The 15063-nt window shown below is 41.6% G+C and carries 10 protein-coding genes; 4 read left to right on the forward strand and 6 right to left on the reverse strand.

Translation table 11 applies throughout. The features are described 5' to 3' along the window. The first annotated feature begins 538 nt into the window (after nucleotides 1–538). Entirely contained in the window at nucleotides 539–3565 is a 3027-nt protein-coding gene (locus tag V7L20_RS07615; protein WP_334743490.1) for an SMC family ATPase, read from the forward strand. Nucleotides 3566–3628: 63 nt separating this feature from the next. On the opposite strand, the gene V7L20_RS07620 is transcribed toward V7L20_RS07615, so the two are convergent. Next, complete coding sequence (locus V7L20_RS07620; protein ID WP_334743491.1) at nucleotides 3629–5077, reverse strand: peptidoglycan-binding domain-containing protein; 1449 nt, start codon at nucleotides 5075–5077, stop codon at nucleotides 3629–3631. A 266-nt stretch (nucleotides 5078–5343) separates the two neighbouring features. On the opposite strand from V7L20_RS07620, the gene V7L20_RS07625 reads away from it, so the two are divergent. Beyond that, nucleotides 5344–7107, forward strand: a complete 1764-nt coding sequence (locus V7L20_RS07625; RefSeq protein ID WP_334743492.1) for an MHYT domain-containing protein — start codon at nucleotides 5344–5346, stop codon at nucleotides 7105–7107. Between the two features lie 27 nt (nucleotides 7108–7134). Here V7L20_RS07625 and V7L20_RS07630 read toward each other — a convergent pair whose 3' ends face one another. Next, on the reverse strand, nucleotides 7135–7644 hold the full coding sequence (locus V7L20_RS07630; RefSeq protein ID WP_334743493.1) for an SH3 domain-containing protein: 510 nt from the start codon (nucleotides 7642–7644) through the stop codon (nucleotides 7135–7137). A 304-nt stretch (nucleotides 7645–7948) separates the two neighbouring features. Then, a complete protein-coding gene (locus V7L20_RS07635; RefSeq protein ID WP_334743494.1) occupies nucleotides 7949–9460 on the reverse strand; it encodes an AAA family ATPase in 1512 nt (503 codons plus the stop codon). Nucleotides 9461–9798: 338 nt separating this feature from the next. On the opposite strand from V7L20_RS07635, the gene V7L20_RS07640 reads away from it, so the two are divergent. Then, nucleotides 9799–10251, forward strand: coding sequence for a hypothetical protein (locus V7L20_RS07640; RefSeq protein WP_334743495.1), 453 nt, complete (start codon nucleotides 9799–9801; stop codon nucleotides 10249–10251). A gap of 9 nt (nucleotides 10252–10260) precedes the next feature. Further along, a complete protein-coding gene (locus V7L20_RS07645; protein WP_334743496.1) occupies nucleotides 10261–12420 on the forward strand; it encodes an NACHT domain-containing protein in 2160 nt (719 codons plus the stop codon). 96 nt (nucleotides 12421–12516) lie between these two features. Here the strand turns inward: V7L20_RS07645 and V7L20_RS07650 are convergent, their stop codons facing one another. The 3 genes from V7L20_RS07650 to yidC form a co-directional block, all read right to left on the reverse strand. Then, a complete protein-coding gene (locus tag V7L20_RS07650) occupies nucleotides 12517–13044 on the reverse strand; it encodes a YceD family protein (RefSeq protein ID WP_334743497.1) in 528 nt (175 codons plus the stop codon). Nucleotides 13045–13241: 197 nt separating this feature from the next. Continuing rightward, on the reverse strand, nucleotides 13242–13769 hold the full coding sequence (locus tag V7L20_RS07655) for a Jag family protein (RefSeq protein ID WP_334743498.1): 528 nt from the start codon (nucleotides 13767–13769) through the stop codon (nucleotides 13242–13244). After that, nucleotides 13766–14917: a membrane protein insertase YidC gene (yidC, locus tag V7L20_RS07660; protein ID WP_334743499.1), complete on the reverse strand. Its 1152-nt coding sequence runs from the start codon at nucleotides 14915–14917 to the stop codon at nucleotides 13766–13768. The genes V7L20_RS07655 and yidC overlap by 4 nt, the downstream gene beginning before the upstream one ends. Nucleotides 14918–15063 lie beyond the last annotated feature (146 nt).

Raw genomic sequence — 15063 nt, forward strand, 5'->3', positions numbered from 1 at the left:
ATCAAATCAGCCGCTATAAAGATTTAGTGTATCTAATTTCTGGCTACCCTAATTTTTCTCTCATCACAATAAATTAGCCCTGCTTTCCAAGGGGGAACGGCTCAGATATTGAGATCAAAAGTGCGATGCCTGCTCTAGGCTACGCCATTGCCTGATATTGTAGGTTGGGTTGAGGCAATGCGTTACCCAACATTTTGTATGGTTTGTTGGGTTACCCTGCGGGATCTTGCTACGTTCCTTAACTCAACCTACATCAGAGTGATTCTTTAGGCAAAACCTACACATTATTGTCACTCTTCTATGAATGTTTTTCTCTCAGATAAGAGGCAGAAATAACAACAAACCTCCACATAAGTTTTATTTTTCTCCAAAGACAGCAAAACTTTTTCATGCAACAAGAAAAATTTGTTGATTTTATTGTTAAATTTTGTAAAATTGATGTCTTCAAGACTAGAAACCTGATATCTAGATAGCTAAACTAACAAACAGTGCATCTGTACTGTTATTTATTAAAAGTAGATGTGGCGCTATAGCGTGAATGATCCCAGTACAACTTATCCTCAAAAATTTTCTTAGTTACCGTGATGCAACTTTAGATTTTGGCGGTTTGCATACGGCTTGTATTTCGGGTTCCAATGGTGCAGGTAAATCTTCACTTTTGGAAGCAATCACTTGGGCAATTTGGGGTGAAAGCCGTGCCACCACTGAAGATGATGTCATCTATTCTGGGGCGAAAGAAGTTCGAGTTGATTTTACTTTCAAAAGCAACCAGCAAAAATATCGGGTGATTCGTACCCGAATTCGGGGAGGTACTAGCGTTCTTGAATTTCAAATAGAAATACCATCTGGGTTTCGCTCACTGACTGGCAAAGGGGTAAGAGCAACACAGGATTTGATTCTAGAACATATCAAGCTTGATTATGATACATTTATTAATTCTGCCTACTTACGCCAAGGTCGTGCAGATGAGTTCATGCTCAAACGCCCGACGGAACGCAAAGAAATTTTAGCGGAGTTGTTAAAACTCAATCAGTATGATGATTTGGAAGAACGGGCAAAGGAATCTTCTCGTCAGTTCAAAGCCAGGGCAGTAGAGTTAGAGCGTTCTTTGGACTCGATCAAAATTCAACTGCAACAACGCCAGACAACCGAAGCGCAAAGAGTGGAGTTAGAAGCCGAACTTAACCAACTGCAACAGGTACAAGCTTTTGATAATATTCAGTTACAAAGTTTGCAAGTTGTCCAGCACCAGCGCCAAAATTGGGAACAGCAACTCAGTTTTGTAAAGCAGCAATACCAAAATCTTAGCCAAGATTGCGATCGCCTCCAACAAGAACAATCAGCTATAGGCTCTCAGCTATCAGATTTAGAAAAAATATTACATCAAGAAGCTGAAATTAAAGCTGGATATGCTGAATATCAAAGTCTCCAATCTCAAGAAGAAGCCTTTGCTACCAAATTTGAAGAATACACCCGCGCTGGGCAGACTCGCCAACAAAAGCAACAACAGCTTACCAAACAAATTCACGAAATTGAACGGCAACTACAACAAGCCCAAGCCCAAATCGAAGCTTTGCAGCAACAAGAGCGAGAAATTCAGCAAACTTTAACTAAATCAGGTGAAGTAGAAGCTGCTTTGTCACAACTCGCCGCAGCTCGTCACCATGTTGCTCGCCTAGATCAATTGCAAATGCAAGTTACTCCCTTGTTGCAACAACGAGCAACTTTACAAAGCCAACTTGATCGCACTCATGCAGGTTTAGTAGTGCGACTCGAACAACTCCAAAGTACTGAGAACCAATTGCAACGTCAGCATCGCCGCCAACCGCAACTGCAACAAGCGGTAATGGATGTGGCAATTCAGATTGAGGAACTGGAGAAAAAGCGAGTTTATCTGCAACGAGTCCAGGAAAAAGGGCAAGAAAGGCGGCACTTTATTGAACGCCTGCAAGCTCACCAACGGGATTATGAAAAACTGCTGGGAGAATTAGAGCAAAAATTGCAAATGCTCCAAAACCCTGAAGCACTTTGTCCATTATGTGAGCGTCCTTTAGATGAACATCACTGGAGTCGGGTAGTGGAAAAAACCCAAACTGAAATAGAAGATACTCAAGGGCAGTTTTGGGTAGTCCGGGAACAAATGGCTGTGTCAGACAGAGAAATTCAGGTACTTAGACAGGAATATCGGGAAATATCGCAACAATTGGCGGGTTACGATGGTTTACGCGAACAACGCGGACAGTTGGCAGCACAGTTAGAAGCAACAACTGATGTCCAACAACAGTTACAACAAATTGCTGCTGAAAAACAACATTTAGAGCGATCGCTCCAAGCTGGTGATTACGCTCCTGATAAACAAGCCGAACTCCGGCAGCTAGACCAATATCTGCAACAAGTTAATTATAATGAACAAGACCACGCCCTCGCCCGAAGTGAAGTTGAGCGGTGGCGATGGGCAGAAATTAAACAAGGACAAATTAAAGACGCTACTAAGCGACAAGCGCAACTGTTAGCTCGAAAACCAGAATTACAATCCCAAATTGCTCAATTACAAGCCAAAATCCAGCAAGATCAGATTGATTCTGAATGTGCTAAACAAATCGCGGCTCTTGAGCGTCACATTACCGAAATTGGCTATAGTTCTGAGCAGCACAATAATCTGCGTATAGCTGTTCGCCAAGCTCAATCTTGGCATTTGCGGTATCAACAACTCCTGTCAGCCCAGCAGCAGTATCCCCAATTCCAGATGAGATTGCAAGAGTTAGAGGAATCCAGAAGCGCCAGAGTAACGGAGCGGCAAAAACTCGGCGGGCAAATCGAAAGTATTATCCAGCAATTACAAGCAACAGCTAACCCCTCTGCCCAAATTCAAGCTCTAGAGCAGCAGTTAGCAATACGCAGACGACAACTCGATGAGCAAATTGCCAAATTAGGGCGTTTAGAACAACTGGCGCATCAATTAGAAACGCTGCAAATTCAGTATGAACAACAGCAGCAGCAATTACAATCTTGCAAACAGGAATGTCGTGTTTATCAGGAATTAGCGCAAGCTTTTGGTAAAAATGGTATCCAAACACTGATGATTGAAAATGTGTTACCGCAACTGGAAGCTGAGACAAATCAACTACTTTCGCGGCTGAGTGGTAATCAATTTCATGTACAATTTATTACTCAAAAAGCTGGGCGTAGTGCTAAATCAACCAAGAAAAATGCCAAGCTGATAGACACTCTAGATATTTTAATCGCTGATTCTAGAGGAACACGAGCTTATGAAACTTACTCTGGTGGAGAAGCTTTTAGAATTAACTTTGCCATCCGTTTAGCTTTGGCGAAATTATTAGCGCAACGGGCGGGGGCGGCGTTGCAATTGCTGATTGTGGATGAAGGTTTTGGTACACAGGATGCTGAAGGATGCGATCGCTTGATTGCAGCGATTAATGCGATCGCTTCCGATTTCGCTTGCATCCTCACTGTCACCCACATGCCTCACCTCAAAGAAGCTTTCCAAGCCAGGATTGAAGTGAATAAAACTCAGGAAGGTTCGCAGTTGAGTTTGTCAATTTAATTACAAATTACGAATTACAAACTTGTACTGAGGGTAGCCGAAGTATTACGAATTACGAATTAGTTAATTGTATTTTACCCGTGCATCCAGACCATAAGAGCGGAGCATTTTTGATAGTGTTTCTGCTTGTGCGCGATCGCTAAATGCTCCAGCATTCACATAATCTCCTAGATGCGATTGCTCTGTAACGGCATTGGGTATATATTGTTGCACTTTAATCAGAGTATTATTATTGGAAATTGGCACTATTACTCTGTAGGGATTATTAGCAACTAATGTGTTGCCATTACTCACAGGTACAACGTAGCCCTTGGTGGGAGGTAATGCATAGCGATTAGTCTGAGGTGCTACATAGTCATTATTACTAGAAAATACATAACCAGTATTTTCAGTATAATTGCCCACATTCGAGTTATTCAACCCTAATGCTTCCCAAGTTTGCCAATCTACATTTCCAGTCGAATTCAAGCGAGATGATTGCTGAAATGCAATCACAGATTCTCTGGTGTAATCACTGAAAAAACCATCAGGATTAGTATTAGAAAAACCCAACTGCGATAAACGCTCTTGAACTAATCTGACATTTTCTCCTTGATCGCCTACAGTCAGATAACTTCTGCCTGGTTGTTGAGTAGTATATCCACTAGTGGAGGCTCTACGTACTGCCTCTAAAACTTGAGCATTAGCGATGCCATCAACAGGTAAGCGGTAATTTCGCTGGAATCGGGTGACAGCTTCCCTGGTCATTGGACCAATATTTCCAGTCGCAGCAGTATTAAAATAACCTAGCTGCTGCAAACGCACTTGTAATTCTCTCACTTGTTGAGTAGAAAGCTTTGATCTGCCTATAGTCGGAGAGGAACCCAATAGTGCGTTCCAAGTTTGTTGATTCACAATCCCGTTACCAGATATGCGATAATTTCGCTGGAATGCAATTACAGCATCTCTAGTCATTGGGCCAAAATTCCCAGTGGGATTAGCATTCAAGTAGCCTAACTGCCGCAAACGCTGTTGTAACCTTGTCACGGCTGCACCAGTTTTGCCTTGAGAGAGAACAGGATATTGACCACTTGACCGCAATCTAGTACTGGTATTCCTGCTAGAAGTTCTAGTTTGACATGCTCGTTGCAAGGCTCTTTGAGTACTAGCACCCACAACACCATCAGCAGGGATTCTATTGGCTTGCTGGAATTTGATCACAGCACTCTGAGTCAAGCTAGCAAACTTGCCACTCACCGGGCCGTTAAAGTAGCGTAACTTTTTTAAACACCTCTGGCTATTGCTAACTTCAGCGCCATTACTTCCTATTTTCTGAAGTGCTAAAGCTTGTCCAGCGATACTTAGCAGTCCTGTAATCAGCGCTACAGACAAAAGACGCATTGCAGCACCACTAGATAACTTTTTCCAATTCAAAAATTTGAAATTAGCTACGCTAGCAACAACCTTGACGCTTTCGGATGCCTCGTAGACTAAGGCAAGCTTGGTTAAATAGCTATCTACCCCTGTTTTCACTTGCTTTTTTGAAGTTATGGGTATACAAAATCATACCATTGGCTCTATATTCTATTTGTCTTTAGTATGATTATTTACAATAAATTCCCCAGACTGATATGATATGCAAGCTTCTGTAGGGGAATAATAAGCAACGTAAAGCTTTGGAGGCTTGTTTTCTATTTGCCTGACAAAATTTTTGCTATACCTATTTGGGTTTCAAGCATGAGCAACGTAGACAAATAGGGATCTAGTCTTCCATTAAATCGCGGATAATATTCAACCTAATGCTCCACGGTATCTACGATATTCGCTTAGTCTTATTTTCCGTTACCATTGCCATGCTTACGGCTTACACCACACTTGATCTAGCTATAAGAGTAACAGAGGCTAAATCACAGGAAAGGTGGCCGTGGCTGCTAGGGGGAGCGATCGCAATGGGAATTGGTATTTGGGCAATGCATTTTATTGCTATGCTGGCGTTCAGTCTGCCGATTCCTATTGACTATGATTGGTTAACAGTTTTGATTTCGGTGCTACCTGCAATTTTGGCCTCTGGATTAGCCCTGTACTTAGTTAGCCAGCCAGAATTTGGTATTTTGCGGTTGTTGAGTGGTAGCCTCCTGATGGGCATAGGGATTAGTGCAATGCACTACATCGGCATGGCTGCTATTCGTTTAGCAGCCAAAATGTCTTATGACTTGAGTGTAGTTGCACTCTCCATTGCGATCGCTATTCTCATCTCACTAGTTGCCCTCTGGGTAGGGTTTAACCTCAGAGCTAATAGTACAGTAACAGGACGCTTTTTGAGGATTGGCAGTGCAATTCTCATGGGTACTGCCATTCCCTCAATGCACTACACAGGCTTGATGGCTACTCATTTTTCAGTCGTCGAATCGATCGAGTTTTCGACAGTTGATACAGCTGCAACCTATTGGATAGCTGCGATTATTGGCTTATTCACATTACTCCTTCTAGGATGGACGCTACTCACATCTTTTTTCAACGAACAATTGAGTGTTCAACTAGTCAAAACAGCTGATCTTAAAGAAAACGAAGAACGTCTCAAACAAGCCTTACAAAACCAAGAAGCACTAGCTGCTCTAGCTGAGTCTCGGTCTGAAGAATTAGAGACAGCTATGTTGGCACTTCAGAAAGCTCAATTGCAATTTATTCAAACAGAAAAAATGTCCTCTTTAGGACAAATGGTAGCGGGAGTTGCTCATGAGATTAACAATCCTGCTAACTTCATTTATGGAAACCTGTTTCATACGGAAATTTATCTACGACAACTTTTAGAATTAATCAATATCTATCAGCAACATTATCCAACTCCAGTGCTTGCGGTTCAAGCTCAAGTAAAGTCTATTGATCTGCCATTTTTGCTAGAAGATTTACCTAAACTACTCAACTCAATGCAAGCCGGAGCCAATCGTATTAAATATATTGTGGAATCCCTGCGTAACTTTTCTCGTTTAGACGAGGCACAATTGAAGGTTGTGGACATCCACGAAGGACTTAATTCGACACTACTCATTCTTCAGAACCGTATTAGTTACCCGTCGAACAATCGCCCAGAAATTATTGTAATTAAAGAATATGGTAATTTACCCTTAGTAAATTGCTATCCCGGACAGTTAAACCAAGTATTTTTTAACATACTTACAAATGCCATTGATGTGTTAGAACAAAAGCTTAATAACATCAAATTACAGTCTAGTTTTACACCTTTAATTCGGATTAAAACAACCATTAATCAAGTCGGTTGGGTCAACATTCAAATTTTCGACAATGGATCTGGCATTAGTGAAGATGTACAAAATAAAATCTATGATCCCTTTTTCACAACTAAACCAGTTGGACAAGGAACTGGATTGGGGTTATCAATTAGCTATCAGATTGTCGTTAAAACACATGGTGGTAAGCTCAACTGTATTTCTGCCAAGGGGCAAGGAACTACTTTTCAAATTGAGCTTCCAATTGATACATTGATACATACTTCCTATTTTCTAGTAAAGCAATCTCAAGTAGCTCCAGATGTTATTAAGTAGATACATCTGATTTTCTGATTTTTTAAGCTATTGTTGATCAACTTTTTGAGTATTACCTGCTTTCACCCAACCTTCTTGTTCGCTACCTTCCAAACGAATCTTTTGCCAGGATTTATCTTGGTTTTCTTCCAAGATAATAATTTTTTGATTAAAAGTAACCCCACCAATCTTTTCAGCTTCTTGATTTGGTTGCGATCGCAAACTTAAGCCTTCAGGCCAACTAACACGCCCTCGGTAAGCTCCCGATGGCAAAGGTTTTGGTGATGGGGTAGCCTTTGGTGATTCTGTGGAAGTGGAGGTTGGGCTTGAAGACGATTTAGCCTTTGTCCCAGGTTTAAGAGTGGGTTTAGCTCCTCCAGGCTCAGTTGCTTTGGGAGCTTGGGCTTTCACCGAGGGACTATCATTAGAAAAAACGGGTTTGGCAGGAGGTATGCCGGTGCGATTCATGAAATAGAGTCCGATTGCAGCGCCGCCACCTATTAAAACAGCGATCGCTAAGAAAAACCCAAGTATAAACTTTATAAAGTTAGACAACATAGTTAAAACCTGATCACCAGTGGTCAATAGTTAATAGTAATTCATGATTAACTATTGACCAGCAATTTTAGATTTTAGATTTTGGATTTTGGATTGAAAGAATTTCTTGGTTCATACCCAGTCCCTTGTGAGCTGAACCAATTTAAAAGACGCTCACGACTTGCTCTAAGCTTACCCCTGCTCTTAAGCAAGCTACACGTAGCGTCTTTGATAGGAGAAGAGAAGGCTTTACGCTGCACTATCACAAATCTAAAATCCAAAATCGTTTTGACTAACTCATCATTTGAGCTACTGCTGAATGCGTTCACGTAGTGCGCCGGAGGCGTTCGCTCAAAGGACTGTGTTTGGATGCTAAACGCGCTCTCCCAGCAGCAGCCCATTCTTGGAGTTGCTGAATTTGCTCTACGGCAGTTCGTGCTAAGGGTATGATCTGACTAGCTGCTTCTAAAATGTCGTCAGTAGTAAAGTCGCGGTTTTGGCTAAATCCAATATGCATCGCTTCAATTAAAGTTTGCTCAATTTCTGCCCCAGAAAAATCGGGTGTTTCATAAGCTAACCTGTCGATGTCATAACTTTTTAAGTTATGGGGGCGCAGTCGGGATAAATGAACATCATAAATTGCTTTTCTCTCTTCTTGGGTGGGCAATCCCACAAAGAAAATTTCATCAAATCGCCCTTTACGGAGCATTTCTGGCGGTAAAGCTTGGATGTCGTTGGCGGTGGCGACAACAAAAACGGGTGAGGTTTTTTCGGCTAGCCAGGTAATAAAAGTGCCAAATACACGGCTAGCTGTTCCTGCATCACCTTTGCTACCAAGTCCGGCAAAGGCTTTATCTATTTCATCAATCCACAAAATACAGGGAGCTAGGGCTTCAGCTACTTGGATCATTTGGCGAGTCCGAGATTCTGATTCACCCACCAAACCACCAAATAACCTTCCCACATCCAAACGTAGCAAGGGTAAATGCCAGTGATGAGCGATCGCTTTTGCTGTTAACGATTTACCAGTTCCCTGAATACCCACCAACATTAAACCACGGGGGTGCGGTAATCCGTACTGTCGCGCTCGATCAGTAAATGAACCTCCCCGCCGAATCAACCAATCTTTCAAGTTATCCAGTCCGCCAATATCAGAAATTTGCTCAGTGGCAGGGTAGAAGTCCAAGATTTGAGTTTGGCGGATAGTTTGGCGCTTTTCTTCCAAAACCAGATCCACGTCTTCTGGTCGCAATTCTCCGTGGGTTGCGATCGCTTTTGCCAAGACTCGGCGAATCCGTTCCATTGAAAGCCCTTGACAAGAGCGCACCAAATCATCTAAAACTTTGCCAGAAAGGGAATTACCAGTACTTTGCAATAAGCGATCTACCTCAGTTTTAATTTCTGGGGCGGCCGGTAAGGGAAACTCGACAACTGTCAACACTTCGGTTAAATCGTCAGGAATGGCGATGCGCGGCGACAGTAAAACAATATTTTTTGGTTGCGACTTGAGCAGTCGGGACAGGTTGCGGAGTTTGCGGGCGATCGCTACATCATCTAAAAAGCGATGATAATCTCGGAGAATCAATACCGCAGGCGCGGAAGCTGGTAATTTTTCAATAAATTCTAAAGCTTGCAACGGATTACGCCGCCCAAACCCAACATCATTGGGGTTTCCTTGGTAGCCATCAACAAAATCCCAAGTATACACTGGGCGATTACCCTGGTTGGTTGCTTCTTCCCGGATAGCTGCTTCTACCCGCTCCTCTTCATAGGTGGGAATATAAATCAAAGGGTAGCGGGCACGTAGCAGCAGTTTAAACTCTTCACGGAAGTTCATATTTAGCTGTGGTTATTAGTTCTTCTCTCATTGTTCTTTCTTTGTATTGTGTCTCACAACTAAAAACGAATATATCTCTCGTTACCTAGCTCCACCAACGAATGAAACTTGGAGAAGTTTTGCTTACATAAAAGTTGAAGCAAAGCCACGAAGCTTGCATTTGTAGGTGGAAACTGGAAACGAGTGAATTTACGCTGCCATCCGTAAACGAGTGAATTTACGCTGCCATCCGTGATGTAGTAATTAGCTCAGTATATACGTAATTTTTTTAATATTCGGGAAAGTTATCTGCTCAATTTGAAGTAAATTTGAAATTATGTTTTTATCAAGCAAATAAAATGGCAGAAGATAACTCACAGCTCAAAAATCCTGGAGGAATGTCCCTCAATATTGGCGGCGGTCAATTTTCAGGTGTTCAAGTTGGACAGGCTGCTGGCGACATGACCCAAAATCAGCAAAATACTCAGGGTGGAACTGAGAAAGAATTGACCTTACCTGAGGTTGCGGAATTAATGGCACAAATTGAATCGATATTTCGTAATTCAGATTTACCAGAAGACCAAAAGAAACAAGCACTGAAACATCTGGATTATGCAACCGATGCAGTTAATGAAAAAGAACCAGACAAAAACACTGCGGCAACAAGTTTGCAAAAAGCTAGTAAAGTCCTCAAAGAAGCGAACGAAACGTTTAATGCAGGGCAAGGGATTTGGCAAAAGTTAGAGCCAATTGCTAAACAATTAGCTCCTTGGTTAGGAGTTGCAGCTAAAAGTATTTTGTTTTTTACATAAAAAAAGTTTATGAATCAAAATCTTAATATTGATGGTGCTTTGATTCGGGAAGCTCAAATTGGACAGGCTGGACGGGACTTGCACCAAATTCAGTACCTAACTGTGAATGAAAACTTCAGCTTTGCTAAACTAATAGGTCAGAGGAATGTAAAACCTCCTTCAGGGAAACAGGAGTACCGTTTCCGAGAAGTTTTACTTAATAAAGTCAAACAGTATTGGATTAAAGGCGTACTAGAAAAATCTTTGTATACCAAAAGTCTAATTGATCTGGGGCTGGAAGAACGATTAGACGCAGTAAAGCGCCCATCTAACATTGTCCAAGAAATTACTAATGAGCCTGGGCAAACCTTACCTGAAAGGAAAAGTGTCACTGATGTCTTCAATCAGATGGGAAAAGGACGAACCTTATTGATTTTAGGAGAACCTGGCGCGGGAAAAACGATCACTCTCCTGAAGCTGGCACAAGAATTAATTGCTTGTACTGAAAAAGATTTGAGCCAACCTATTCCAGTAGTGCTGAACTTATCTTCTTGGGGGAATAAACAGCAAACAATTGCTGATTGGCTGATTGAGGAATTGAATAGTACATATCAAATTTCTAAAGCGCTTGGTAAAGTCTGGATTGAAGATCAACAACTATTACTGCTGCTAGATGGTTTAGATGAAGTAAAAACCGAGCGTCGGGAAAGCTGCATTCAAGCCATCAACCAATTCATGCAAGAACATGGATTGATTGAAATTGTGGTGACAAGCCGTATCCGAGATTATGAAGCTCTCTCAACTCGTTTAGAATTGCAAGGTGCTATCTGCATTCAATCTTTGACATTTCAGCAAGTTAACCAATATTTAGACAGGGCTGGTGAACAACTGGAAGCAGTAAAAACATTGCTTCAAGAAGACACTACATTGCAAGAGTTAGCCAAGTCTCCCCTGACTTTAAGCGTCATGACTCTGGCTTATAAAGGTAATAAACTTGAAGATTTACCTAATACAGGTTCTAAAGAAGAACGCCGAAAGCACCTGTTCGATGCTTATATTGAACGGATGTTTAAGCGTCGTAAATATGAGCCAAAATACTCAAAAGTGCAAGCGATGCGCTGGCTAATTTGGTTAGCACAGCAGATGTTTCAAAAGTCTCAAACAGTCTTTTTTCTTGAAAGAATACAGCCTATATCCTTGCCAAATCGAGTGCAAAAAATCCTTTATAAATTTGCAAATTGTCTGATTGGAGTAATCACTTGTGGGTTAATCGGCTGGCAAATACATAAATCACCCGGCGCATTAATTGGTGTAATTTCGGCTGGACTACCTTTAGCGTGGAGTACGGCAGAAATCAAACCAGTTGAAACTTTGAGATGGTCTTGGCAAGAAGCCAAAAACTTTTTGAAGAGTGGACTACCAGGTGGATTGCTTTTGGGGCTAATTGTAGGACTCTTTTTTAAGCTAGTTAAGACTCCATTTGATCTCCAAACTGGGCTGCAATTAGTTAACGCTACAACATTTGATCTTCTAACTGGGCTGCAATTAGGTTTACTATATGGGCTAATTGATGGACTGATTTTAGGATTGTTAGGTGGACTGAGAGGCCCAGAGATAGTGATAAGAACAATTCCTAACCAAGGGATATGGAACTCAGTGAAGAATGCCCTGATAATGGGATTGATTGGCGGATTACTTGGGGCATTATTTGGGAGATTCATTGGTGAACAAATCTTCGGAAAAAAAGAATGGCTGCAACTGTGTTTAGTGTTTGGGCTTGTATCTGGGCTTGTGTTTGGGGGTGGCCAAGCCTGCCTACAACACTTTACTTTACGCCTCATTCTTTATACCAAGAATTGCATACCTCTAAACTATGTCCGCTTTCTTGAATATGCGACTGAACATATCTTTTTGCAAAAAGTTGGAGGCAGTTACATTTTTATTCATCGAATGCTTCTGGAACATTTTGCCCAAATGGAACCAGTATTTATTCAACCAAGTTCACAACTAATTCATCAATCTACTGATAGGAATAATGCACTCACTGAATTTAATTCAACCAACAATATTAATAGAGATACTCCATCTCAAACTCCAATTGAAAAAAATATAATAGTATGTACTAATTGTAGTTGCACTAATCCAGCGAATTTCAACTTCTGCACTAAATGCGGAAGACGATTAAATTAACCACTTAGCCGAGGCTAAATTAAGTATAATTATAAATCAACTAATTCAAATAAACGCGCTATTAATAGCGCGTCAACGAAGTTGAAAGTGATTTGTCTATCCCGGAAGTTGCTTTTTGAGTGCTTCCAGAGAAGCCCAACGGTTATCAACTGGAGTTTCAGAACTATCAGAAGTATCAGAAGTATCAACAGTAGTACTTATAGGAATGCCTGGACAATTGCGATCGCATAGCTGGCGTTGGGGAATTGCCAAGCACATCTGCTCATACAGCCATTCGTTGGGATAAAAATAACCATCGGGCGGTAGGGTTTCTAGCAAATCTTCCATAGTCACTTCCCGCTCTAGGGGCAAGTCATGTGTCTGATTTGCAGTTTCGTCTAACCAGATGATTTCCTTCGTATCAAGCCCTAAACGTCGATTGTATTGCTGCAAACAGCGATTGCAGGTACAAGTAATAATTGTTTCTGCCTGAGCGGATACTTCCAGGTAATTGCCATGATGCTCCACGCGCACATGACCGCGAACTGGTGTCAACGTTTCCAGACCTGGGAGAAATTCCTTAACCTGAACTTCCTCTGTCCGCTCCGATGCCCTAGTTAGCTGCGGAATATAAATTGCGTCCATAGGATTTGTGAGACATCCTCACTAAGAATTTATCTTCATTACCAGCAATAATACTGATACTACATCTTTATTTTAGGCAACAAGAGGAATTTTGAAATTATATAGTTATGAGTTTTCAATTAACTCCTAACTCTGCCAATTTTAGATTTGGAATTTTGGATTGAATAAAAAATCTAAAATCCAAAATTGAACGACTTCTAACTCCTAACTCCTTCCAACGAAGCTGGTCGCACAACTAGATGACGATGCGGCTCTTTACCACGACTGAAGGTTTCTAAATCTCCAAACTCCTTCAAGAAGGTATGGATTTGCCGCCTTTCAGCAGAACTGAGGGATTTGATTTCCACTTCTCTACCAGAAAAGCGCACTTCATCGGCTGCTGCTTCTGCTAATGCGCGAATTTCGGCTTCTCTTTTGACCCGGTAGCCATTCAACTCAATGGTGTAAGAAGCTTGTTCATCTAGAGGTTGGCTTAGGTTTAAAACCGAATTTGCTAAATACTGAATTGCATCTAATACAGAACCATCAGCACCAATTAATACCTGGATTTGTTCTGTCGTCAAATTAGTTTGGTCAATTGTTAACCAGTAGTTATCTGGTTCTGGAGAATCGCCATCTTGAGATTGGGCAATTTCTAAATGACCCTGAATTTCAGTAGGTGTTCCAGTGAGTTCCAGCAGGGTTTTTAACCACTGCTGACCTCGCTGCATGGGAATATTGCTCATGATCCCCCTGTCGCCTTTTTCTTGGCACTTTTTGGTTCAAATGGCAATGCCTTTTGTTCTGCAACTACTGCTTCTTTCTCCTGAGTTGCTACAATTTTTTGCAGTTCTTCTGGTAGAGGTTCGCGGGAGAGAAGATAAGTTTGTGCAGTTTGAAAAATATTACCAATTACCATATACATTAGCACCCCAGCCGGTAAAGGGAAGAACAAAAACATCCCAGAAAAAATAACTGGAGTGATTTTGTTAACTGTATCTTGCTGCGGATTGCCACCACTGGAATTTTGCCCAGAAAGCATTTGACTAACATAAAGGCTGATTCCAAAAAAGACGATCATAGCGACGATATCCCAGTGGATTGTGCCATCTGGATCAGTTGCGCCAACCCTGCCTAAGGCGTCAATAAATAGAAAGCCTTTGTCTGCTGCTAATCCAGGAATTGTTCCTTGAATAGTAACTTCTCCGGGCTGCAATGCTTCTACATTGCCTTGGGCATCAATTTTTACCCTATCTTCACCTTTAGTGACTTTCCAATCAGGAATAAGCTTATTTTCTGGGTGTTCTGCTAAGAGTACTTGAAATGGTTTGCCCTCAATGGTCTGATATTGGATCTTAGTTTGTTCTCCCACCGCTAGTCTGTTACCACTAGGAAGGATGGCAGCTACTTTAACGTGTTCTCCATCAGCAATGTAAATATTTTGAGGAGCAGTGGCAAAGGCTTGCGGTTGAATTTGTTCGATTTGTTCTGCAGGAAAGATTTGCAAGTTAACGCTGTAGTTCGCACTTGCAAAAGGCGAACCCCGCAAAGTGGCAAACAGTGCTAATAAGACCGGCATTTGCACTAGTAATGGAAAACAGCCTGCTAAGGGGTTGCCAAATTCTTTTTGAACATTGACCATTTCTTCCTGCTGCTTTTGCGGTTCATCCTTATAGCGCTCTTTGATTTCTGCCATCCGCTTCTGCATCAGAGGTTGTACAATTCGCATTTTCCGCATGTTGCGAATTGAGCCAGCACTCAGGGGATAGAGCGCGAAGCGGACTATCAGGGTCAAAGCAACGATCGCTAATCCGTAGCTAGGCACAATACCATAGAAGAAATCTATGATTGGCAGCATCACGTTGTTCGAGAGAAAGCCGATACCAAAATCCATTATTCTGAATTCAACCTGAGGTACTGTAAACTGAATCTAATTTATCTAAATCATAAATTATGTGCGACTACCCTTTGCTACGGATAGCCGCACATCCAAAAAAAGGGGAGTGGGAAGTGGGGATGGTATGTAGTTTTTACTAGTAA

It is taken from the genome of Nostoc sp. (assembly GCF_036916735.1).
GTDB lineage: Bacteria > Cyanobacteriota > Cyanobacteriia > Cyanobacteriales > Nostocaceae > Nostoc.